At 50.2% G+C, this 20800-nt stretch carries 20 protein-coding genes and 1 pseudogene; 10 read left to right on the forward strand and 11 right to left on the reverse strand.

Features of this window, described 5'->3' with window-relative positions:
- Nucleotides 1-8 precede the first annotated feature (8 nt).
- The gene (locus tag NZM01_08965) at nucleotides 9-671 is read left to right on the forward strand and encodes a response regulator (GenBank protein MCS6960166.1); all 663 of its coding nucleotides are present in this window, start codon (nucleotides 9-11) and stop codon (nucleotides 669-671) included.
- 1 nt (nucleotide 672) lies between these two features.
- Nucleotides 673-2004, forward strand: coding sequence for a cytochrome c biogenesis protein (locus tag NZM01_08970; GenBank protein ID MCS6960167.1), 1332 nt, complete (start codon nucleotides 673-675; stop codon nucleotides 2002-2004).
- Here the strand turns inward: NZM01_08970 and xth are convergent.
- Both xth and NZM01_08980 read right to left on the reverse strand, forming a co-directional pair.
- A complete protein-coding gene (xth, locus tag NZM01_08975) occupies nucleotides 1970-2752 on the reverse strand; it encodes an exodeoxyribonuclease III (protein ID MCS6960168.1) in 783 nt (260 codons plus the stop codon). The genes NZM01_08970 and xth overlap by 35 nt on opposite strands.
- The gene (locus tag NZM01_08980) at nucleotides 2752-3825 is read right to left on the reverse strand and encodes an iron-containing alcohol dehydrogenase family protein (protein ID MCS6960169.1); all 1074 of its coding nucleotides are present in this window, start codon (nucleotides 3823-3825) and stop codon (nucleotides 2752-2754) included. Before NZM01_08980 ends, xth begins: the two co-directional genes overlap by 1 nt.
- A gap of 138 nt (nucleotides 3826-3963) precedes the next feature.
- On the opposite strand from NZM01_08980, the gene rpe reads away from it, so the two are divergent.
- On the forward strand, nucleotides 3964-4653 hold the full coding sequence (gene rpe, locus NZM01_08985; protein MCS6960170.1) for a ribulose-phosphate 3-epimerase: 690 nt from the start codon (nucleotides 3964-3966) through the stop codon (nucleotides 4651-4653).
- Nucleotides 4653-4973 (forward strand): hypothetical protein, encoded by a 321-nt coding sequence (locus NZM01_08990; protein MCS6960171.1) that lies wholly within the window; start codon nucleotides 4653-4655, stop codon nucleotides 4971-4973. The genes rpe and NZM01_08990 overlap by 1 nt, the downstream gene beginning before the upstream one ends.
- Before the next feature lie 660 nt (nucleotides 4974-5633).
- Here the strand turns inward: NZM01_08990 and NZM01_08995 are convergent.
- Nucleotides 5634-7904, reverse strand: coding sequence for an ATP-binding protein (locus NZM01_08995; GenBank protein ID MCS6960172.1), 2271 nt, complete (start codon nucleotides 7902-7904; stop codon nucleotides 5634-5636).
- A 6-nt stretch (nucleotides 7905-7910) separates the two neighbouring features.
- Nucleotides 7911-8036, reverse strand: a complete 126-nt coding sequence (ykgO, locus tag NZM01_09000; protein ID MCS6960173.1) for a type B 50S ribosomal protein L36 — start codon at nucleotides 8034-8036, stop codon at nucleotides 7911-7913.
- Nucleotides 8037-8143: 107 nt separating this feature from the next.
- Between ykgO and NZM01_09005 the strand changes: the two genes are divergently transcribed.
- Entirely contained in the window at nucleotides 8144-8476 is a 333-nt protein-coding gene (locus tag NZM01_09005) for an STAS domain-containing protein (GenBank protein ID MCS6960174.1), read from the forward strand.
- Here NZM01_09005 and NZM01_09010 read toward each other — a convergent pair.
- Entirely contained in the window at nucleotides 8464-9567 is a 1104-nt protein-coding gene (locus tag NZM01_09010) for a SpoIIE family protein phosphatase (GenBank protein ID MCS6960175.1), read from the reverse strand. The genes NZM01_09005 and NZM01_09010 overlap by 13 nt on opposite strands.
- Entirely contained in the window at nucleotides 9568-10110 is a 543-nt protein-coding gene (gene psbP, locus NZM01_09015) for a photosystem II reaction center PsbP (protein MCS6960176.1), read from the reverse strand.
- A 65-nt stretch (nucleotides 10111-10175) separates the two neighbouring features.
- Between psbP and nth the strand changes: the two genes are divergently transcribed.
- The 3 genes from nth to NZM01_09030 all read left to right on the forward strand — a co-directional run bounded on the left by nth (nucleotide 10176) and on the right by NZM01_09030 (nucleotide 14365).
- Complete coding sequence (nth, locus tag NZM01_09020) at nucleotides 10176-10802, forward strand: endonuclease III (GenBank protein ID MCS6960177.1); 627 nt, start codon at nucleotides 10176-10178, stop codon at nucleotides 10800-10802.
- Between the two features lie 66 nt (nucleotides 10803-10868).
- Complete coding sequence (gene glgA / locus NZM01_09025) at nucleotides 10869-12347, forward strand: glycogen synthase GlgA (GenBank protein ID MCS6960178.1); 1479 nt, start codon at nucleotides 10869-10871, stop codon at nucleotides 12345-12347.
- Nucleotides 12347-14365, forward strand: coding sequence for a flavin-dependent dehydrogenase (locus NZM01_09030; protein MCS6960179.1), 2019 nt, complete (start codon nucleotides 12347-12349; stop codon nucleotides 14363-14365). Before glgA ends, NZM01_09030 begins: the two co-directional genes overlap by 1 nt.
- On the opposite strand, the gene purN is transcribed toward NZM01_09030, so the two are convergent.
- Nucleotides 14344-14952 (reverse strand): phosphoribosylglycinamide formyltransferase, encoded by a 609-nt coding sequence (purN, locus tag NZM01_09035; protein ID MCS6960180.1) that lies wholly within the window; start codon nucleotides 14950-14952, stop codon nucleotides 14344-14346. The two genes, NZM01_09030 and purN, sit on opposite strands and share 22 nt — an antisense overlap.
- Nucleotides 14953-15002: 50 nt before the next feature.
- Here purN and argF point away from each other — a divergent pair, with 50 nt between their 5' ends.
- Both argF and NZM01_09045 read left to right on the forward strand, forming a co-directional pair.
- Nucleotides 15003-15917: an ornithine carbamoyltransferase gene (gene argF / locus NZM01_09040; GenBank protein MCS6960181.1), complete on the forward strand. Its 915-nt coding sequence runs from the start codon at nucleotides 15003-15005 to the stop codon at nucleotides 15915-15917.
- Nucleotides 15914-17116, forward strand: coding sequence for a glutathione S-transferase family protein (locus NZM01_09045; protein ID MCS6960182.1), 1203 nt, complete (start codon nucleotides 15914-15916; stop codon nucleotides 17114-17116). Before argF ends, NZM01_09045 begins: the two co-directional genes overlap by 4 nt.
- Here the strand turns inward: NZM01_09045 and NZM01_09050 are convergent.
- The 4 genes and pseudogenes from NZM01_09050 to larE all read right to left on the reverse strand — a co-directional run bounded on the left by NZM01_09050 (nucleotide 17094) and on the right by larE (nucleotide 20800).
- Nucleotides 17094-17561, reverse strand: a complete 468-nt coding sequence (locus NZM01_09050; GenBank protein MCS6960183.1) for a hypothetical protein — start codon at nucleotides 17559-17561, stop codon at nucleotides 17094-17096. The genes NZM01_09045 and NZM01_09050 overlap by 23 nt on opposite strands.
- Before the next feature lie 65 nt (nucleotides 17562-17626).
- Nucleotides 17627-19189 (reverse strand): hypothetical protein, encoded by a 1563-nt coding sequence (locus NZM01_09055; GenBank protein ID MCS6960184.1) that lies wholly within the window; start codon nucleotides 19187-19189, stop codon nucleotides 17627-17629.
- 17 nt (nucleotides 19190-19206) lie between these two features.
- On the reverse strand, nucleotides 19207-19725 hold the full coding sequence (locus NZM01_09060) for a biotin transporter BioY (GenBank protein MCS6960185.1): 519 nt from the start codon (nucleotides 19723-19725) through the stop codon (nucleotides 19207-19209).
- Between the two features lie 280 nt (nucleotides 19726-20005).
- Nucleotides 20006-20800 (reverse strand): annotated as a pseudogene (gene larE, locus NZM01_09065) (ATP-dependent sacrificial sulfur transferase LarE).

A 20800-nucleotide genomic window follows, 5' to 3' on the forward strand; every position in this document is an offset into this window, starting at 1 on the left:
GCGGGACAATGGCGCTAAAAAAAGTATTGGTAATTGATGACAGCATCATGATCCGCAAGATGGTTAAAAACATCTTAGCTGACCAGTTTGAGGTGATTGAAGCCAGCGATGGCAAGTCCGGTATTGAGACTGCCCGCAGTGTCCAGCCCGATATTATTTTGCTCGACTTTGTCATGCCCAAGTACAATGGCTATCAAACTCTGCAGGCGATGCGGCGGATTGATTCCCTCAAGGATACGCCGGTAATTATGATCTCTGGTTTGCGGGAACAGGTAGCAGAGCATGTGCCGGAGCCATTTGAGGGGTTTGAATTTTTGGAAAAGCCCTTTGAAGCCGAGGTGCTTATCGATCGGATCAAGAAGCTCCTACATGTCTCCTCTACTAGTGCTGCTGCTGCCCCCGCCCCTGCGCCTGAGACAACCCTACAGACATCCCAAGCTCTGATGGATAAGCTGGCGGCAACAGAACATCTCCTAATTCAAGGCATAGAGAGTTTAATTCAAAGGGAGGTGGCAGCGCGGCTGGCGGCGATCACTAACAAAATGCAAAAGCAGGAAGCTTCCCTAGCTAACCTAGAAAAGAAAATTGAAGCAATCCTGCAACAGGTGGATAACCAAAACAAAGGTTTGATGGTAATCCTACGGGAAGTAAAGGCAATTCGAGGGAATTAAGTTGCGTTCCTGGCGGCGGGAGCTGGTATCTCTATTAGCTAATCTACGGTTTGCTGTTGCCCTATTGTTACTAATTGCCCTGTTTAGCGTAGTGGGGACGGTGATTGAACAGGGGCAAACCTTGGACTTTTATAGGGAAAATTATCCCCTACAGCCTGCTTTGTTCGGGTTTCTAACCTATGAGCGCATTTTGGCCTGGGGACTCAATCGAGTATACAGTACTTGGTGGTTTTTGACTCTACTGATTTTATTTGGGGCGAGTTTGGTCACTTGTACGATCTATCGCCAGATTCCTTTGCTCAAGGTGGCAAAACGCTGGTTTTTTGTGCAGAAGCCCCAAACTATTCTCAAGCTGCCCTATGCGATTAGCTTACCAGCGACGGGTTGGGCGGAGGTAGTGGTGGGGTTGCAAAAACGGGGCTATCGTGTCTGGCAGACAGATACACAATTCTATGCTAGTAAGGGTTTAGTGGGGCGGCTGGGACCAATAGTTGTCCATGCCAGTATGTTGCTGATTTTACTGGGGGCGATCGTGGGTGCTCTAGGGGGATTTATGGCACAGGCGATGATTCCTAGTGGGGAGACGGCTGCTATTACCAACATCACTCAGGCAGGGTTATTGAGTAAAAAGTGGCTACCCCAGGACTGGCGGGTGCGGGTCAATCGGTTTTGGATTGCCTATTCTGAGAAGGGGAAAATTGACCAGTTTTATTCCGACCTCTCTATCCTGGATCGGGAGGGAAAAGAACTCGATCGGGATACCATCTACGTCAACCATCCCCTGCGGTTTGGGGGGGTGACTTTCTACCAGGCCAGTTGGGACATCAGTAAAATTCGCTTTCAATTCAACCGCAGCCCTATTTTGGAGTTATCTTTATCCCCTCTGCAGGCGGAGTCCTCTGGGCAGAAAGTGTGGGGGACATGGTTGCCTACTAAACCTGACCTCAGCGAGGGGATTTCCTTGATTGTACCTGACCTCCAAGGGACAGTTCTGATTTTTGACCCCCAGGGAAATTTACTGCACACGACGAGAGTGGGAGAGGCTGTAGAGGTCAATGGGATCAGGTTAAAACTGGTAGAGGTGGTGGGAGCAACGGGCTTACAAATCAAGGCTGACCCAGGGGTACCGATCGTTTATGCAGGTTTTGCCCTGTTGATGGTGGGGGTAGTGATGAGTTATATCAGCTACAGTCAGGTATGGGGTTTGTGTCAGGGGGATGTGCTCTACGTAGGGGGGAAAACCAACCGTGCCCAGGTAGCTTTCCATCAGGAACTAAACAGTATTTTCTACCGCGAGGTCAGCACTGTAAAACCACAGGAGTATGGTCGCTAGGCTGGGGTAAACGGCGGGGGGCAGGGTCAATCCAGGCATCACTCACCCTGTCAACGAGGGGTAAGGAGACGAAATGGTAGTCGATCCGCCAGCCCCAATTGCGCCGCCAGGCACCACTGCGATAGTCCCACCAAGTGTAGTGTCCCGGCTCTGGGTGAAACTTCCGCAAAATATCAACAAAACCTAAGTCTAAGATGGACTGCAATGCCGATCGTTCAGCATCTGATGCCATAACTTTAGTTTCCCTGGCTGTGGGGTCATGGATGTCCAAATCCGTAAGAGCGACATTGAAATCGCCGCAGAGAATAATACGTTCTTGCTCTGCTTGTAAAACCTGTAAATACTCTTTGAGGACTTGAAACCACTCTAACTTGTAGGCATACTTGTCACTGCCAATTGCACTGCCGTTGGGACAGTAGAGATTGACAATCAGGATGTCATCCCAGAGAGCGGCGATTACTCGTTTTTGTTCATCCCAAATCTTAGCCTGGGGCAGAACACTGGCAAATCCCCGTTTTATAGTGGCTAGTTCTTTTTTGGTGATGAATGCTACGCCGTTATAGCTTTTTTGTCCCCAACAGTAAACGTGATAGCCCAGTTCCTGCAAGGGGGCGGTGGGGAAATCAGAATCAGTAACTTTTGTCTCCTGCACCGCCAATAACTCCACCTGGGGATGCGCTAACAGCCAATTTTTTACCTGCTCTAGGCGAGAGCGAATAGAGTTGACATTCCAAGTAGCAATTTCCATCAAGCACGAACTAGAGGCGCTGTGGTAGAAACCATCGCTGCCTGCACCTGCTCGATCGATACACTGAAAGGTAAACGGTGGATGTCTGAGCGGGGTTGACAGGCAATTTCTGCTACTCTGTGCAGTTCATTCAAACTAATATTCCCTAAGCCCAAATCCTCCAGACTACAGGGTAGACCTATACTGTGATAGAACTGCAACAGTTGTTGCCTAGCAGTGGCTGCTAATTGATTGCCTTGTAACTCCTCTAGGCGCAGCTGTACTAAGATGCCATAGGCTACTTTTTCCCCGTGGAGCTTGTGATGACTCAGGGGTAAATGGGTTAAACCATTGTGAATGGCATGAGCCGCTACAGTGCGACACTGGGCACCCCCTAGCCCGCCAATCAATCCCGCCATAACGATCGTGCCATCCATGACTTCCTGCCAGACTGCACTGCCGGGATGTTCTACCGCCTCTTGTCCTTTCTGGAACAAAATATCCCGTAATACCCTTGCTGCTTGTACTGCACTGATGACTAAGGTGGCTTCGCTACTGCCACTGCTAACAGAGGCTTCATACCACTTGGCAAGGGCATCGCCAATTCCCGCCAGGATCGTTTGGGGGGGAGCAGTCGCCAAAATCTCGTAATCAATTACTACGACATCTGGACACTTACCCAGGGCAACATCGTAGAGAAAAGCCCCTGCTTCTGAGTAGATATTGCTCAATGCTGTCCAGGCTGCACAGGTGGCACCACTAGTAGGGATAGTAGCAATGGGCAATTGACACCGATCGGCAATGAATTTGGCAGTATCCAGCACTTTGCCACCCCCGATCCCCAGTAGAAAGGTAGGTTGTAGTTCTGCTACCTGCTGCTGCAAACGCTCTAGCTGAGCCTCACAGCACTCCCCGATCGGTTCACTGACAACCACATCCCAGCCCTTTAGGTAGGGGGAGACAACATCCCAAGCCCGCTGACCCGCCATAGCAAAGAGACGCTCCCCTTGGAGCATTTCCCCTAGTGTGGGGAGAACCTGTTTACCTTTGAGGACACGACTGGGAGCAATGGCAATGGACGTTGCTTTGGGCATAGAGCTTGTCTACTGTTAGAGTGGGGATTATTTTAGCATGACTATTCCTGAAGCAGTAATCAGTTAGCTGACCGCAGCGCTGTGATCGAGGGGCAACCGACTGCGCTAATATAAAGGAAATCTAAAGCGGTCTTGGTCATGGCTCAAAAACAAGTAGTGATTGCTCCTTCTATTCTCTCTGCTGACTTTAGTCGCCTGGGGGAGGAAATTAAAAATGTCGATGCGGCAGGGGCGGACTGGATTCACGTGGATGTCATGGATGGGCGGTTTGTCCCCAATATCACGATCGGTCCGTTGGTGGTAGAAGCAATCCGTCCTGTCACCCAGAAACCCCTGGATGTGCATTTGATGATTGTGGAACCGGAAAAGTACGTGCCTGAGTTCGCCAAAGCTGGGGCAGATATTATCACTGTCCATGCGGAACACAATGCCTGTCCCCATCTCCATCGCAACCTGGCGCAAATCAAAGAGCTGGGGAAAATGGCGGGAGTGTCTTTGAATCCCTCTACACCCCTCAGTCTCATTGAATACGTGTTAGACCTGTGTGACTTGGTGCTAATTATGAGTGTCAACCCTGGTTTTGGTGGGCAGAGCTTCATTCCCCAGGTTGTCCCCAAAATTGCTAAACTGCGGCAAATGTGTGACGAACGGGGTCTTGATCCCTGGATTGAGGTGGACGGCGGTCTCAAAGCTAACAATACTTGGCAGGTGTTGGAAGTGGGAGCTAACGCGATCGTGGCCGGTTCGGCAGTCTTCAAAGCCCCTGATTATGCTCAAGCAATTTCACAAATCCGCAACAGTAAGCGACCTGAGCTGGTAATGGCATAATGGACAAACGCAAGATCAGAGCTTATTTTTGTCTTGTACCTGTATTTGGGGTTATTCCTTCATTAATTGCTTTACTGAAGCACCAGGAAGGACAGGTGAAAGAAACAGCAAAAGTATCTCTGGTCTTGTTTTTTCTGTGGTTGAGTAGTTATCTAGCCTTGGGAGGAAATGCCAATCCTGAGACTTTCAGTCAAATTCCTGGCGCACTGATGAAAGCAACACTAGCTTCTGGTTATTTTGTAGGGTCTCTGTGGTTGATGTACCGCGTTTTTCGCAACAAGCCAGTTGGATTACCTAGAATCGACAGAGACAATTCCTAACAATTAGCTCCCCTATACATCATACACACATAACTGGAAAATTATCCCATTATCTGTCATGGCAAAGTCAATTCCCTATCAACCGCTTCTGCTGCACATCCTACATGGTGTAACCGCTATATTGGTATACTAGCACTGATAGCGGGTTTCTTAGTCTATAACACCTACGATAAACCCTAGGGGGTAGATTCCAGGTATTGAGGGAATTCATGACACGATCGCTTTAATACTTTTGCTCTTCTTTATATAGTTTTCATGTGGGTTATCGGCGGTTACTACAACAGGAACTACTGCCACAACTAAAACAGTTACCTAAACCAGTCATCGTTTGGCTAATACCTTAATACTGTTAACAATTACTTTTACTGTAATGACAGGGCGTATGGTAAAAGAAGAATGGTTAGTGGCGGGAGAGATTGATCGTAGCTAGTACTTAGCTCATTTATTTGGTTGGTTGGTGGTAATTATTATAGCACACTTGCTAATCAGTCTAATAGTTGGCGGAGTGCCTCTACTGTTCTCAATGTTAAGTAACCGCATTTTCAAGACAGATGTTTATTCTGCTTGGTTAAGTGGTCTAAAAATCAGTCATTCCGATCGACTACTAAAACCGAAAGTAGCATTGTTCTGGCTTTCATTCTACCTGTAATTTTTTCCTAGCTAGTCGCCATAGGGGTCGTCATCAAACACTATTGGTTTTACTGGTACCTTGTGGGGGTTGCTGTTAATCGGGCGCACAGGTACAGTCTTCAGGGAATTCTTTAGCATCCCCAAAATATCTTTGGGGCGTGTTCTTTCGATCGTATTCACCTGTTTAAGCACCAATTCTGCATCTATGCCAGCAATAATGTCCTTGATTTTATGGGGACAGAGGGAGGGATCAAGCTTGTGCAGACGACAAACGATCGCTTCGGCAAAACTGAGGGACTCTTGGGGGGGGTAAAGCATTCTGCCGTCGTTACCAGTCATTACCGGGGGGCGAGGAAATTTGACAAATACTGGTTGGGTGAAGTGGGGGTGTCTAATCATCAATTCCCCTTTAGGTAGGGTGGCTAATTTGGTTTTAACTGCTGCCGATAGAGTGCTATAACCAGGGGTGGAAAGTTCGTCCATATCCATGCGTCCATACAGAGCAGTGCCACAGTTACCTACAATTCTTTTGTGTACCTGAGACCGAAATTGTTGTGCGGAAAATAATACTTCCCCCAAATAACGCCCCCGTTCGGCAATGTCTAGCAAAGTACGTCTTAAATAGGTATCGCCTGTATCTGTGCCAGCGTACTTATTTAACTCATCCACAAAAATTATCACCCGTTCTACCCCCAAAGCATTTAACTCTAATAACTCCCGAATCTTGCTGACAACTCTGGTAAAAATTAAATCCTGAGCGGCAGGTTCTAGGTTCGCCACATCGATCACATAAATTGTGTTCTTTCGGAAATTGCCCCAGGGTAAATCACTAACCTCTTCATCATTACCCACCAAGCCCTTGCATCTGTTTGTAATATTAATTAAGCGATTGCGTACCTTGTAAATAGTTGCTAGATGATGACTATACCACTCTTTTTTGTTGTCTGCCTGTAGTGACTCAATTACCCGCTGAAACCATTCCTCTAGCTTGACAAAATCAGTGACTTTCACACCTTCTGTATAGCGCACATCGGGATGGTTAATTACTTTTTCCTCAATCAAAGACAGTAAGGCATCTGCCTTGGCATCTATATCATCCCTGTTAAGGAGCACTTCTGTATATTCAAAAATCTCTTTTAACCCCCACCGCAGAGGATAAACGTTGTGCATCAACTCGGCATGGGTGCGTAGGGTGTTGAGGTTAATACCATCGGGTTTATAGGGAGCATAGTAGTAGACATTCTCGAAGGGCGTGGGTGGAATGCCTAGTTTTGCGTAAATCTCTAGCTCTTCCGCAGATAAACCGTCTTTGGGTGGTATGTCCAAGTAAAGTAGGTCTGGTCCCTTGACGTTGAAAAAAACTGCCGCTACTCCCTTATCCGCCCGATCGGGATAGTAGTGAGTAAAAATACTTTTTAGGAGAAATTCCACCAGGGAAGTTTTGGTGGCCAAGCCGGAGACACCTGTGATGTTGAGATGGGCAGCTTCCGGTCCCAGCAAAAAATCCGCGTCCAGATAGACAGGGGATTGTCTTCCCCCCTTGACATACACCCCTACAGGAATGCCCCTCCCTTTGTCCACATATTCCTTCATCCTGAGGGAGACCAACACATCTTCGTCCGCTGCCAGATAAACGGGTCCGATCGGGACAGGTTGCATAGGTTCTTCCGGCTCCATGCGCAGGACAGCGGCTTTGAAGGTACGAATTTCGGGACGCTTGGTAGGAGCTGCGTCTGCCAAATGGGGATTCTGGTCAGAGCCAATGTAGTCATAGAGGGCTGATACGAGGTCGGTATAGCCCTGCGCTTCCGTGACAATGCCGTAGATGTGCCAATAGTCCGCCCGCTTGTAGAACTGCCGCTGGGAAGGTTGAGGGACTGTGACCCGCACGATCGTGCCAATGCCCACAGGGGAATCCCATTCTGTCCAAAAATAGAAGGTGTCAGGGGTACTGGGATATTGTTCCGTGGCAAAGACTCGACCAACTAGGCGGGATTTAGCAGGCTCTGGTTCGACAAGCTCACCAGACGGGGGTTCAACCGTAGGACTGGGTTTAGCGCAGTCTAACTCTGATGGGACAAGCTCACCAGACGGGGGTTCAACCCTAGGACTGGGTTTAGCGCAGTCTAACTCTGATGGGACAAGCTCACCAGGCGGGGGTTCAACCGTAGGACTGGGTTTAGCGCAGTCTAACTCTGATGGGACAAGCTCACTAGGCGGGGGGTCAACCGCAGGACTGGGTTTACCGAAGTCAAGCTCACCAACCAAGTTGCTTTCTGCAGGGGATCGCGGGTTTGGCATCAATTACTAGCCCTGTCTGGCTTTATACTTGGGGTTAGTTTTGCAGATGACATAGACTTTGCCTCGCCGCCGCACTACTTTGCAGTCAGGGTGACGTTTCTTCACTGATTTGAGGGAACTGACAACTTTCATGGCAACCCATAGCTGAAACACAGCTAACTATACTATCACCACTGCAGGGGGTTTTACGAAACTGCCTTTTACCTTTATCATGGGTGTATTTGTAACTGTAGTCTGTTATGAATGCTGACATCAAGATCATTGCACCCTCTGGAAGACTGGACATAACTAACGTTGCCAAGTTTCGGCTGGACATATCAGGTGCAGTTGCCCTCAAGCCTAAAGCGATCCTGATTGACCTCAAAGATGTGACGTTTATGGACAGTTCTGGGTTGGGTGCTCTGGTGTCTGCTCTCAAAACTGCCCGATCGTCCCAGTGCGACCTCTACATCTGTTCCCTTAGCGAACAAGTGCAAATGCTGTTTAACCTCACCAGTATGAGCAAAATTTTTAAGATTTATCCCGATCGGGAAAGCTGCCTGCAGGATTTGGGTGTATCTCAGGCGAAGTAGAGTTCCACGATAGAGAGGTCATCCTCTAGTTTCATGCCTTTGACTGCTTGCAGTACCACTTCTAAACCATGGGAGGTCTGGCTGATGGTTTTAGTCAAGTTATCCAAACCCCAGATGCCCCCTTCAGCCTGGGGAATCTCGTATGCACCATCGCTAAACACGTACAGCCGACTTTGGGGGGGAACTGTTACCGTTTGTGGGGGGTAGTCACTGTCAGGTACCACACCAATGGGTAAACTGGCTGTGCCTAAATGCTCTGTGCCCTTGGGCGTAACTAGGAGGGCAGGCGGGTGACCCGCGCTGGTATAGCTGAGCTGGTTATTGTGACGGTTGTAGACTCCATACCAAATAGTAAAAAACATATCCTGGTGGTTTTCCATGAGGAAAGTTTCATTTAGTTTATGCAGAACTGCCTGGGGTTGGGTTAGATCAATGGCAATTGCGTCCGATCGAGCACTGCGCAACAGGTTTTGCACAGAGACAGATAATAAAGCAGCGCCCACGCCATGACCCGATACATCCAGGAGATAGATAATCAAGTGCTGATCGTCCAGCCAAAAGTAATCAAAACAATCTCCCCCCAGCTGAATAGAAGGCAGAAAATAGGACTGGGTTTGTACTTCTCCTTGTAATTCAGACGGCAGCAACGATCGCACATAACGAGCTGCTTGAGCTAGTTCCTCCTCTAAAATTTGTTTTTGTCTCTGCAATTCCCGATTAGCCCTGTTGAGGCGAATACCTGCCCTAACTCTAGCCCTTAGTTCACTGGGGTTAGCTGGTTTGGATAGAAAATCGTCAGCCCCGTTTTCTAAACCCCTGACTAAGTCACTCACTTCATCTCTAGCTGTCAACAGAATAAAGTGGGTGTGCATCAAGTCAGGATGGGATTTCACTTGGCGGCATACTTCTAACCCATTCATCTTGGGCATATTCCAATCGCAAATGATCAGAGCAGGGGTAATTTGTTGGGCAATTTCCAGTCCCTGTTTGCCATTTTCTGCCTGTACCACTTCATATCCCTCCCTGGCGAGGGAGCGGGAAATAATCAAGCGCGCGGAAGGATCGTCATCAATGATGAGAATATGGGTCATCTATTCCACTTGGAAGGATCGCACTACCTGCTCAAACATATCTTTTACCTTCGCCCAGCGATTCTCAGGGGCTGAAATGTCAAGGGTGTAGAGCCGTCTGTTGTTAGCTGTCACTGCTACTAGGTCGTGGCGTTGCCTGCCATTACCGGCATCGATAGCATACTCCAGTAAGTAATATTCTTTGCCATTGACAGTCTGGCTGGTAGCACTGATTAGTTCTGCTTTGCGATTGGATTCGGGGGGAGCAATGATTCTATCCCTAACCCGTTCCCCCACTGCCTGGGGCGAGCCTAAGTCCCCTAGCTTTTGCACACTTTTAAGTTCACCAATCACGACGGATACATTTTCCAGGGGCTGGATTATATCATGGAAGAGAACATCGGCGCCACCTTGGACTGACTTTTGTACCCAACCGTTGGGGTAGAGAAAGCGATAGCCATCCCGCGCGTCACTGTAGGGTAGTAAGCCGCTCGTAGGCGACACACATCCACCCAAGCAAGTCAGCAAAATTATTAGCAGTACAGCTATTCCCTTTCTCATCATACCCCTGTGCTCCCGTGGACTAGACTAGCATAGCCTATGATACATGCAAATTCCCAGCTAACGCCGTGAAAGAACGCGCCCTTGAAATTCTCGATCGTTTGAAACAACTTTATCCTGATGCTACCTGCACCCTCAATTACGCTACTCCTGTGCAACTGTTGGTGGCGGTAATTCTCTCTGCCCAATGTACGGATGAACGGGTGAATATGGTTACCCCTGCCCTGTTTGCCCGCTTCCCCGATGCCCATGCCCTGGCTCAAGCTGACCCAGAAGAGTTGATGACACTGATCCGATCGACAGGGTTTTACCGCAACAAAGCCAAGCATATCCAAGCTACCTGTCGCCTGCTGGTAGAGAAATATCAGGGGCAGGTGCCCCAGACAATGGCGGAGTTATTGCAATTACCCGGGGTGGCGCGCAAGACTGCCAATGTAGTGCTAGCCCATGCCTTTGGTATCAATGCGGGAGTGACAGTGGATACCCACGTCAAACGCCTATCCCAGCGATTGGGTTTAACTCAGAGTGATGACCCCAGCAAGATTGAACAGGATTTGATGGTGCTCTTACCCCAGCAGGAGTGGGAGAATTGGTCGATACGGTTGATTTATCACGGGCGCGCCGTATGTAACGCTAGAAAACCTCACTGCGATCGCTGTGGCTTGGCTGATCTCTGTCCTAGTGCCACGACTTGACCCTGGGTAGGAGGGGAAGAAACCCCGAATCTTGCTATGATTGCTACAGGTTGTCACTAGGTATGTATGTATATTGTCCAAGTTGCCACGGAGTGTGCCCCAGTCATTAAGGCGGGGGGTCTGGGTGATGTGGTTTACGGGCTAAGCCGTGAGGTAGAACGGCGCGGGCACTGTGTGGAGGTGATCCTCCCCAAATACGACTGTATGCGCTATGACCACATCTGGGGCTTGCACGTTGCCTATCAGGATATGTGGGTGCCCTGGTACGGGGGAGCGATTCACTGCACGGTCTTTTGTGGTTGGGTGCATGGTCAGCTGTGCTTTTTCATTGAACCCCACTCTGGCGACAACTTTTTTAATCGCGGGCATTACTACGGTGCCCTTGATGACCACATGCGCTTTGCCTTTTTCAGTAAAGCGGCTTTGGAATTTCTCCTGGTAACTAACAAACGTCCCGATGTCATTCATTGCCACGATTGGCAAACGGGTCTGCTCCCCGTCATGCTCTACGAAATCTACAAGTATCACGGGATGTGGAATCAAAGGGTTTGTTATACTATTCACAATTTCCGTCACCAGGGGGTGTGCGGCCCAGAGCCACTTTGGGGTACGGGTCTGAATCGGGAAGATTACTATTTCCACTGGGATAGGTTGCAGGATAATCGTCACCCCACAGCTATCAATTTTATGAAGGGGGGAATTGTTTACTCTAACTACATCAATACGGTGTCGCCCCACCATGCCTGGGAAGCGCGCTTTAGTGACATTGGCTGCGGTCTGCAACCTACGTTGGAAGTACATCAGGTGAAATTTGGCGGCATCCTCAATGGGGTGGACTACAGTGTGTGGAACCCCGAAATCGATCGTTATATCCCCTTCCACTACACTATCGACACGATCGAGGAGAAGGAAAAAAACAAGAAAGCTCTGCGGGAAAGATTACTGCTCAAAGATGACCCTGATAAACCGATCGTTTGTTACATTGGCAGGCTAGATGAACAGAAAGGTGTGCATCTGGTACACCATGCTATATATTATTCCCTGGGTAAGGGAGCCCAGTTTGTACTGTTGGGATCAGCGACGGAACACCACATTGGCACCTGGTTTTGGCACGAAAAGCAATATTTGAATAATAATCCTGACTGTCATTTGGAGATTGGTTTCAACGAAGAGCTATCCCATTTGATCTACGCGGGAGCTGATATTATCATTGTCCCCAGCAATTACGAGCCCTGTGGGTTGACCCAGATGATTGGTCTAAAGTATGGGACTGTGCCTGTGGTGCGGGGTGTAGGCGGTTTAGTGAATACCGTTTTTGATTGGGACTATGACACCTATCATCCCCCCGAAGAGCGCAATGGTTTCGTCTTTTTCCAAACGGACTGGCATGCCCTCGAATCAGCCCTGGGAAGAGCAATCAGCCTCTGGAAGACCGATCGGGATACTTTCAGGCAACTGCAAATTCAAGGGATGAAGTATGATAATTCTTGGCGCATTCCTGGCGAAAAATACGTAGGGGTGTATGACTATATTCGGGTGCATTGATGCAACAACTGCTCTATCGCGAAGTACCGACACCTGATACACAAGCTGTGCTGGATTGGCTCTGGCATGGCTACACTCCTACCGTGGGCAAAAAAATTAGAACCCCTAGTGGTTGTCTCCTGGAAGATGGTAATGCCCAACTGTCTGTTTTTGTTTGGTCTGTACAACGATCGACCTATTTGAAGGTTTTTCGCTGGAGTGAGGAGGAGTACAGGGCAGAAAAAAGAGTAGTAGGGGAATTCGACCAGGCACTAAGAAAGGCATTTCCCTATCGGTCTCCTCAATTGCCACCACGATCGGGGGCCTCCATCTTTCAGGATTTGCAGGAATACTATCCCCGCACAGTGCAGTACTTCCAGAAGTTTCCCCAGGGGGAGTTTGATCTGGAAAGGGTCTATTGGTGGGAAAAATGCTGGCGAGAAATTTGTGCTTCAACAAGCTCAGCAACCGCTTCAACAAGCTCAGCAACCGCTGCAACAAGCTCAGCCAACAAAGTGACAGGAGTCCTGACCAAGACAGCTGACGTGGTGCAACCTGAATATGACATTGTTTATGTGGGGGGGGCGCTGGGTGCGATTCACAGCGCTATGATGGCGAAATTGGGCTATCGCGTGTGTGTAATAGAAAGGTTGCCCTTTGCCCGCATGAACAGGGAGTGGAATATTTCGCGGGGGGAGTTGCAACGCCTGCTTGACACTGGTCTGTTTACGGCAGCGGAGTTTGAGGCGGTGATTGCCAGGGAGTACAAAGACGGCTTGCACAAGTTTTTTGATGGCAATAATCCTCCCCACCTCCGTTCTCCTGTCTTGCATACTCCTACGGTCTTAAATATTGCGATCGATGCCCAAAAGCTCCTAGCTCTCTGTGGGGAAAAGCTGCACAAGTATGGGGCGGTAATTTTCGATCGCACGGAATTCCTGCGGGCAGTGGTGGGGGCTGGGGGTGTGGTGGTCTATGGACGGCGGGGGGAGGAAGAGCTGCAGATTACGGGGCGTTTATTGATTGATGCTATGGGTTCTGCTTCCCCGATCGCGGCCCAAATTAATCAGGGACGCCCCTTTGACAGTGTCTGTCCGACGGTGGGGGCAGTGGTGCGGGGAATTGACCCTGTGGTATGGGATTGCGACTACGGCGATGTGCTCAACAGCCATGGGGATATTTCTAGGGGTAGGCAGTTAATTTGGGAGTTGTTTCCGGGGCGGGGGGATGAAATCACTATCTATCTTTTTCACTACCACCACATTCATCCCGCTTACCCTGGTTCCCTCTTGGAACTGTATGAGGATTTTTTTACGATTCTACCTGAGTATCGCCGCTGTGACCTCGATCGTTTAACTTGGCTCAAGCCCACTTTTGGCTATATTCCTGGCTACTACAGTTTGACTAGGGCATCGCGGGTAGTTTCTTTTGAGCGGGTGTTGGCGATCGGTGATGCGGCAGCTTTACAGTCACCTTTGGTATTTACGGGATTTGGTTCGTTGGTGCGGAATTTACCGCGGCTATCGGAGTTACTGGATCGCGCTCTCAGGGAGGATTTGCTAGGGGAGGAATTTCTCCAGGAGATCAACGCTTTTCAAAGCAATGTGGCAGTGACTTGGTTGTTTTCCCGCGGCATGATGGTGCCGACAGAGGTGTTGACTGGTACTAGACAGTTGCCCCCGCAACGGATTAATGCCATTTTGAATACTTTTTTTGCTGTGTTGGCAGAAAGTAAGCCAGAGGTAAGCGATCGGTTTATCAAGGACCGCGTGGATTGGCTGACGTTTAATGACTTGGCGCTGCGAGCAGCCTATAAAAATCCCCTGCTAGTGGTCTGGATTTGGCAAATGGTAGGTACAAGGGACATCCTGCGCTGGTTGCGGAGCTACTGGGAGTTTACCTGGGCTGCCTTTCTCAATTGGCTGTTTCGCCCTTGGCTGCCTGCCCTGGTGCAGAATTTGCCTACCTGGTTCAGAAAACGATTTACCCGATCGTGGTGGCGGCTGCTGTGCTGGAGTTATGAACTGACGCGGCTATGATGATGGGTTAGTTGTGCCAGATAGGCAGCGATTGTGGGGGGGTAGATTTGATGTTCTGCCTGTTGAATGCGTTGATGGAGTGTCTCCACTGTATCATTGGGCAAAACGGGCACAGGGGCTTGGGCAAGGATAGGTCCCCGATCGACTTCTAGGGTAACGATATGGACAGTGCAACCCGTAATTTTTACCCCATACTCCAGGGCTTGGGCAACGGCACGGTGACCAGGGAAACTAGGCAACAGACTGGGGTGAATGTTGAGAATCCGACGGGGGAAACGATCGATTAAAACATTGGTCACAATGCGCATCCAACCTGCCATGACTACCAGATCGACTTGATATGCGGCTAAAGTCTGGGCAATACGTTCGTCTAGGGCTTCTCGCGTGGCAAATTGGCGATGATTGAGCAATATAGAGGGAACGCCTCGTTCTTGACATCTTTCCTTGACTGGGGCATCGGGATTGTTGTAGATGAGAACAGCGATTTCTGCCTCAAGTTGACCCTGGGCAATGGCATCAGCAATAGCCACAAAATTGCTTCCCTTACCAGAAGCAAGAATGCCAAGGCGTGGCGGCACAGAATACATCACAAACAGGGATTGATCGGGTATTTTAGAATTTTGGCAGGAAGATGACTATGGAGCAACTGAAAGGCAGAGACTTACTGAGTATTGCTGACCTGAGTCGGGATGAAATTCTGGGACTACTACAGCGCGCCCAGTCCTACAAAGTCACAGGCGGTAAGACTGGCAGTTGTCAAGGGAAGACTCTGGGTTTACTGTTCCGCAAAGCTTCCACGCGCACAAGGGTTAGTTTTACAGTGGCGATGTACCACTTGGGGGGGCAGGTGATTGACCTCGATCCCAATGTCACCCAAGTCAGTCGGGGTGAACCGATCGCTGATACGGCGAGAGTCCTAGACCGCTATGTTGATATTTTGGCTATTCGCACCTTTGCCCAGGAAGAGGTAGCCACTTTTGCCCATTACTGCCGTATTCCTGTTATCAACGCCCTGACCGATCGGGAACACCCCTGTCAAATCCTGGCGGACTTGCTGACCATTCAGGAAAATTTCCCTACTATGCAGGATGTAAATGTTGCCTACCTGGGTGATGGCAATAATGTCGCCCATTCTTTGCTGCTGGCTTGTGCGATCGTAGGCATTAACATCCGTTTGGCTTGTCCCCCCCAGTTTAGCCCCCTGCCTGAAATTGTGGAACTTGCCCAGAGCTATGCCGAGGGTACGGAAATTACGATCACCACTGATCCCCGAGCTGCAGCAAAGGGTGCCCACGTCCTCTACACCGATGTTTGGGCTAGTATGGGGAAGGAGCAGGAGCAGAACGATCGGATGCCGATTTTTATGCCCTACCAACTCAATGAATCACTCCTGGAATTGGCAACCGCCGATTGCATAGTTTTGCACTGTCTCCCCGCCCACCGCGGTGAAGAAATTACTGCTACTGTCCTGGAAGGCTCCCACTCCCGCGTCTGGGACCAGGCGGAAAACCGTATGCATGTGCAAAAAGCCCTGATTGCTTCTCTCCTATGAAACCCCTGACCTGGCAAGAATTACACGATCGCTGTGGCTACCAGGAACCCGATCGGGTCAACGGCAATACTAACTCCCAAGCTACCCTGCGTCTGTTCGGTCAACCGGAGGGGGCGGTACGGGTTACCCTCTATCGGGACAATCACGCCTGGTGTCCCTACTGTCAAAAGGTGTGGCTGTGGCTAGAGGAGAAGCGCATTCCCTACCGTGTGCGCAAGGTGACTATGTTCTGTTACGGACAGAAGGAAACTTGGTACAAAGCTAAAGTGCCCAGTGGCATGCTCCCTGCCTTGGAGTTGGACGGTGTGCTGATCACCGAAAGTGATGACATTTTGCTGGCTCTGGAACGGCAATTTGGTGTGCTCCACCGCAGCCTGACTGACCCTGAAGTGGTGACTCTACGCCGATTAGAACGATCGTTATTCCGTGCTTGGTGTCAATGGCTGTGCTATCCCCAGCAAGATGAATATCATCAACAATTGTTTGTACAGGTGCTGGAACAGGTGGAACAAGCCCTTAGACATACCCCCAGTCCCTATTTCCTAGATGACTTTAGCGTTGTCGACATTGTTTTCCTGCCCTTCCTGGAGCGGATGCACGCTAGTCTGTTCTACTACAAGGGTTTTGCCCTCCGTACTGTTTACCCCCACCTCAGTCGGTGGTTTGCTGCCCTCGAAACTCGATCGACCTACCTAGGTACGCAGAGTGATTTCCACACCCACGTCCACGACCTCCCGCCCCAACTAGGCGGCTGTTACAGTAACAACTATCCCCAAACTAAAGTCAACCAGCAATTAGTCGATCGGGGGGATTGGTTTCAACTCCCTGATGCCCAATACCCTATTCCCCCCACCGCTAAAGGAGAAGCTGTCTATCGCGTGTGGAAACATCATCACAACATCATCAAAGTCAATCCTGCTCCCCCAGAAGATTTTGACTATGCTCTGCGGTGCGCTCTCACTAACCTCCTGAACCATAGTTTGGACTGCGTGCCCCCCCCTGGGACAGAAGTCGGGCTGCGCTATTTACGGGACCGCATTAACGTCCCCCGCGATATGTCTATCTACAGTGCCAAATACCTACGGCAAGCCCTAGAACAAACCGCCCAACTACTGAGCGATCGGCAACCTGATCCCCTCCCCACCCGTCACCGCCGTGACCAAGACCCCGCCAACTTTACCAACAAGCCGCTACACTGAGGCTGTATTTACTCCCAATCGCTCTTTCCATGCCCCCTACTAACACATTTACCTGAAAAGGCATATCTTTAAGGCGAGGGGTAGCCGTGATTGTGAATGGTTTGTTAGCAGCTAACTCCACCGTTTTGTGAAAGAACTTGTCGGCAGTTTCATCACTGTACTTAAGGTAAAACTCAATCCCATAGGTGACATCCCGATCGGGGATTATTGTGGCAGTAAAGGAGCGAAACTGTTTGCCCCCTGGCACAGCAAAATCTGTATTCCAATTGTTTCTAATGGCAAGGGGGAGAAAGGGAATGTAAGGGAGACTGGGCGGGCTTACCTCTTTTATTTGTTTTGTCCCCTGGCCGCCAATTACTGGTAACAACTGACAGCGCTCAGCCAGGGCAGGGGTCGACAGCAGCCAAAATGATGCCAGAAAAATACGCCATAACCAACTTGCCATAACGTCCCTCAGTTGGGCAGCTAGAATTTTTGACTCAGAAATAGAGAAGGGAGTTCCGCCACGCCTCAGTTGGTCGGGAAAAATTGAGTAAAATCATTGCCAATCAGGAGAGTAGTATCCCGATCGATTAGGCGCAGATCGACATCTTGCAACTGAGTAATCGTCACTTTTTCGCCCTTAACCAGGGCAACTGGCGTAGTCAGGGAGCGGTAATGGCGCAAAATCTCCAAACTCAGAATCAGAGGAGTGAGACGATAGGGTGTACAAGGTTCCAGCACGACAATCAGTAAATCACTAATAGCTGCTGCTTCTACCCGCCGTTGCAGAACCCCCTCCCCTGCCTGCCCGCCGTGCAAGTTAATCACACAGAAATTTTCCTGCAGGACGATACCCAATTTAGCTCCGATCGTTTGGATATGACTGACACCGGGAATAACCTCTACGCGGGGATAGCGCCCCTGCCACCCTCGGTCTAGTAGGTGGGCAAATACTAGATCAGCGCGATCGTTTACCACCGTCACCCGCAAGCCCCTTTGCGCCAGACTGACCGCTAGGGGGTAGTTAATCTGGGTCTCCACAATTTTACCGTAGCGAAACTGGTCAGGGAGAGACTCTGCCATAATAACTGTCGCCGTGAGCAAACATTCCCGCTCTTGTAACGTCAAGGCTTGCAGCTGATTGGGAATGATCCCTAGGTATCCCTCGCCAGGGATATACTCCTGGGACGCTAAAGCAATAGCGATTGTGACACTGCCTTGGTGGTGAGCATGCTGAAAGGACTGGCTAGGGGCAATCAACAATCCCCCCTGACCTGCGCCTTGGCGGGCAAGGGCTTCTGCATCGGGGGTAGTGCCTATCTGGTAGACCCAGCCCCGCTGCTGGGCAATATCCGCTATGCGATCGTTTGCTTCCGCCACTACTACGCCGGCAATGGCGAGATCAGCCAGATAGTGGATTTGGCAAGCCGTCTGCAGCGCCTGGATTAGTAATCCCGCTGGCGTATCAGGGGCACAGACCAAACCCAACCATAACACCCGCGGATGCCACTGGGCTTGATGGGGTTGCAAATTACGGTAGCGGTGACTGATAAATATATCGGCGTGCTCGTTGGGCTCAGGATAAAAAATCAGGGAGTGATGGGGGGGGAGTGCTCGTTTCCACAACTCTGACCCCACCTCTTGCACTACACCCAACCTGCTCCCATCCTCTAGTTTTTGGTTGATGCCTTGCCAATCCCCTTTACCCAAGCGCCAACCCCACGGTATCCCCCACCGATCGGCAGGGATAATCCCCCTCGTCGTCACAACCGCCCCGATCGGTTGCCCGTGCACCAAGTTGGCAATTTCCTCCACCAGATAACTAGTTCCCAACAGACTAATTACATAGCGGGCAGGCGTATCTATGACAATGACATTGGGGTGGGGTTCCGCACCCAGGTAGGGAGCAATCAATTTCACCACCTTGTCCAGGGGCAAGCAAAACACAATCGTGGACTGACTCTGCCAGAATTTAGCCAACTCCTTTCTCAGGTCATCAATGGGGTCGTGGAGGGTAAGCCAAGGAATCTGGTCTAGAATCTCCCTCCCCTGCGCTGTCACTGCAATACCGATGACCTGGGTAGCTACCACATCTTTCTCTCCTAGAGTTAATACAATAACAGCAAGCGCATCAGGTAGGCAATCACAGTACAAGTGCACACAATTGCCAGCTGAGACGGGAGGGGAACAAGCGTGTATTTCAGACAATACTCAGACAGCTGGCTAGCAAAGCGCAACAGGAGGTAGCCCATGCCCATTAGGTGAATCACTAGCAATCCTAGGATGCCACTCCACAGGAAATTTGCCAAACTTTTAGGGCGGCTAAAAGCTACAATACCAGCCAGGTAGGCAGCAGGAACGAAACCCACGAGGTAGCCAAAGGTAGGTTCTTGCCAATAATCTGGACCACCACCATTGCCGAAAATACTAAGCTGATTCCAGCCCAGCAACCCCAGTCCCAGATATAGCACCTGGGATAAAAAAGCAGCTGTCTCCCCTCCCAAATACGCTGTGAGAAACACCCCCCCCAGTTGTAAGCGGGCATTGAGAGTAAATAACTTTAGCTTCAGCCCCTGCTCCCACACAGGTAGATAAATTGCTCCCTGCATCTGGGTCAACACCACCATCAAGCATAAACCCACACCTGCCCAAAACAGTTCTGCTAAGCCCAGCTGCCATTTTCTATTGGACTGTGTGCCCAGTATTGGTGATGGCGGTGCGGAGGTCGTCGAGGGACGCGGTGGTCTGGACGGCGATGGTCTTGCGCTCAAGGTCAGCAGTAACCTCAGCTTGGGGGTCAAGATTCTTGATGGCTTTGGTGATTGTATCTACACAGCCCTCACAGACAATGGAGGGAACGCTTAATTCCATGGTCACTTTTGGGGGCGGCTCCTGGGCTCGCCGAACGAGGACATCATTGAGTTTACCACTGCGGAACCCCTCTAGGTCAAGGCTGATGTTGGTAAACCCCAATTGGCGCAATGCTGCGGTCAAGGCAGTCACATCGCGGGCAAGCAGTAGGGGAAACAAATCTTTACTAATTTCAATGCGGGCACTGTCTCCGATGGAGCGCACGCGCAATTCCCTTGCTTCGGGGAGAAACTGACGCAGGATATACTCTGCTTTGCCCACCCGTTCTAGTTTTTGCGGAGTAATTGCCTCACCGTAGGGAAAGCGGGAGCTCAGGCAGGGTTGGGCGGGCTTGTCCCACCAGGGTAACCCTAACCAGCGGGATATTGCTCTAACTTCTAGTTTGCTAATCCCCAGGTGGGCGAGGGGCGAGACTACCGACCGTTCCTTTGCCGCTCTTATGCCTGGACGATAGTCCCGCAGGTCATCGGCGTTCACACCATCACAAATCACCTCACAGTTCAACTGGGCTGCCAAAGGCAGGAGCTTGTCGTAGAGTGCACTTTTGCAAAAATAGCATCGATCGGGGGGATTGCTACTATAGCGGGGGTCTTCTATTTCCCTGGTTTCAATAATGAGGTGAGGAATGCCAATTGCTTGGGCCTGCTGTTTAGCTGCCTCCAGTTCTGCGGGAAACAGAGAAGGAGAATTAGCAGTAACAGCAACTGCCCGCTCTCCTAACACCCCGTAGGCAACTTGGGCAACTAGGGTGCTGTCCACTCCCCCCGAATAGGCAATTAGGACTCGATCGTACTGCCCTAGAAATTCCCGCAGTTGATAATACTTCTCCAT

It is taken from the genome of Pseudanabaenaceae cyanobacterium SKYG29 (genome assembly GCA_025055675.1).
GTDB lineage: Bacteria > Cyanobacteriota > Cyanobacteriia > Pseudanabaenales > Pseudanabaenaceae > M5B4.

What these genes read in the sequence shown, in the direction of transcription:
- psbP (MCS6960176.1), bottom strand. Translation starts at nt 10,110, where the DNA reads ATGATGAGAAAGGGAATAGCTGTACTGCTAATAATTTTGCTGACTTGC.
- NZM01_09050 (MCS6960183.1), bottom strand. Translation starts at nt 17,561, where the DNA reads ATGGCAAGTTGGTTATGGCGTATTTTTCTGGCATCATTTTGGCTGCTG.
- NZM01_08965 (MCS6960166.1), top strand. Translation starts at nt 9, where the DNA reads ATGGCGCTAAAAAAAGTATTGGTAATTGATGACAGCATCATGATCCGC.
- NZM01_09010 (MCS6960175.1), bottom strand. Translation starts at nt 9,567, where the DNA reads ATGACCCATATTCTCATCATTGATGACGATCCTTCCGCGCGCTTGATT.
- purN (MCS6960180.1), bottom strand. Translation starts at nt 14,952, where the DNA reads ATGTATTCTGTGCCGCCACGCCTTGGCATTCTTGCTTCTGGTAAGGGA.
- NZM01_09045 (MCS6960182.1), top strand. Translation starts at nt 15,914, where the DNA reads ATGAAACCCCTGACCTGGCAAGAATTACACGATCGCTGTGGCTACCAG.
- glgA (MCS6960178.1), top strand. Translation starts at nt 10,869, where the DNA reads ATGTATATTGTCCAAGTTGCCACGGAGTGTGCCCCAGTCATTAAGGCG.
- NZM01_09060 (MCS6960185.1), bottom strand. Translation starts at nt 19,725, where the DNA reads ATGGTGGTGTTGACCCAGATGCAGGGAGCAATTTATCTACCTGTGTGG.
- xth (MCS6960168.1), bottom strand. Translation starts at nt 2,752, where the DNA reads ATGGAAATTGCTACTTGGAATGTCAACTCTATTCGCTCTCGCCTAGAG.
- rpe (MCS6960170.1), top strand. Translation starts at nt 3,964, where the DNA reads ATGGCTCAAAAACAAGTAGTGATTGCTCCTTCTATTCTCTCTGCTGAC.
- NZM01_08995 (MCS6960172.1), bottom strand. Translation starts at nt 7,904, where the DNA reads ATGCCAAACCCGCGATCCCCTGCAGAAAGCAACTTGGTTGGTGAGCTT.
- NZM01_09030 (MCS6960179.1), top strand. Translation starts at nt 12,347, where the DNA reads ATGCAACAACTGCTCTATCGCGAAGTACCGACACCTGATACACAAGCT.
- NZM01_09005 (MCS6960174.1), top strand. Translation starts at nt 8,144, where the DNA reads ATGAATGCTGACATCAAGATCATTGCACCCTCTGGAAGACTGGACATA.
- NZM01_08980 (MCS6960169.1), bottom strand. Translation starts at nt 3,825, where the DNA reads ATGCCCAAAGCAACGTCCATTGCCATTGCTCCCAGTCGTGTCCTCAAA.
- argF (MCS6960181.1), top strand. Translation starts at nt 15,003, where the DNA reads ATGGAGCAACTGAAAGGCAGAGACTTACTGAGTATTGCTGACCTGAGT.
- NZM01_08990 (MCS6960171.1), top strand. Translation starts at nt 4,653, where the DNA reads ATGGACAAACGCAAGATCAGAGCTTATTTTTGTCTTGTACCTGTATTT.
- ykgO (MCS6960173.1), bottom strand. Translation starts at nt 8,036, where the DNA reads ATGAAAGTTGTCAGTTCCCTCAAATCAGTGAAGAAACGTCACCCTGAC.